We start from the raw sequence: 313 nt of genomic DNA on the forward strand, positions 1-313 counted from the left end.
CCTCGATACATATCTCACCCACCTTCATCCGGACTGCAGCAATCCGGGCTGTAACGAGTCGGAGGGCGTCTCTTCCAGCTGGAAGCGGACTACCCTGTTAGTCATGGCGGTTACGCTGCACAACAAACCGGAAGGCATGGCGGTTGGCCTGTCCTTTGCACTGGCTGCACAGCACGGCAATGATCCGGCGCTCTATACCGCAGCCTTGGCTCTCGCCATCGGTATTGGTATTCAGAATTTCCCGGAAGGTGCGGCAATCTCCCTTCCGCTGCGTCAGGAAGGTCTCTCTACCGGTAAAGCATTCTTCCGCGGC

1 protein-coding gene is annotated in these 313 nt (G+C 57.8%); it reads left to right on the top strand.

The features are described 5' to 3' along the window. On the top strand, positions 1 to 313 hold a 313-nt coding region (locus tag NE473_RS30835), incomplete at both ends, for a ZIP family metal transporter (protein WP_502802864.1).

The sequence above is a fragment of the Hungatella sp. SL.1.14 genome, assembly GCF_024460495.1.
GTDB lineage: Bacteria > Bacillota > Clostridia > Lachnospirales > Lachnospiraceae > Hungatella > Hungatella hathewayi.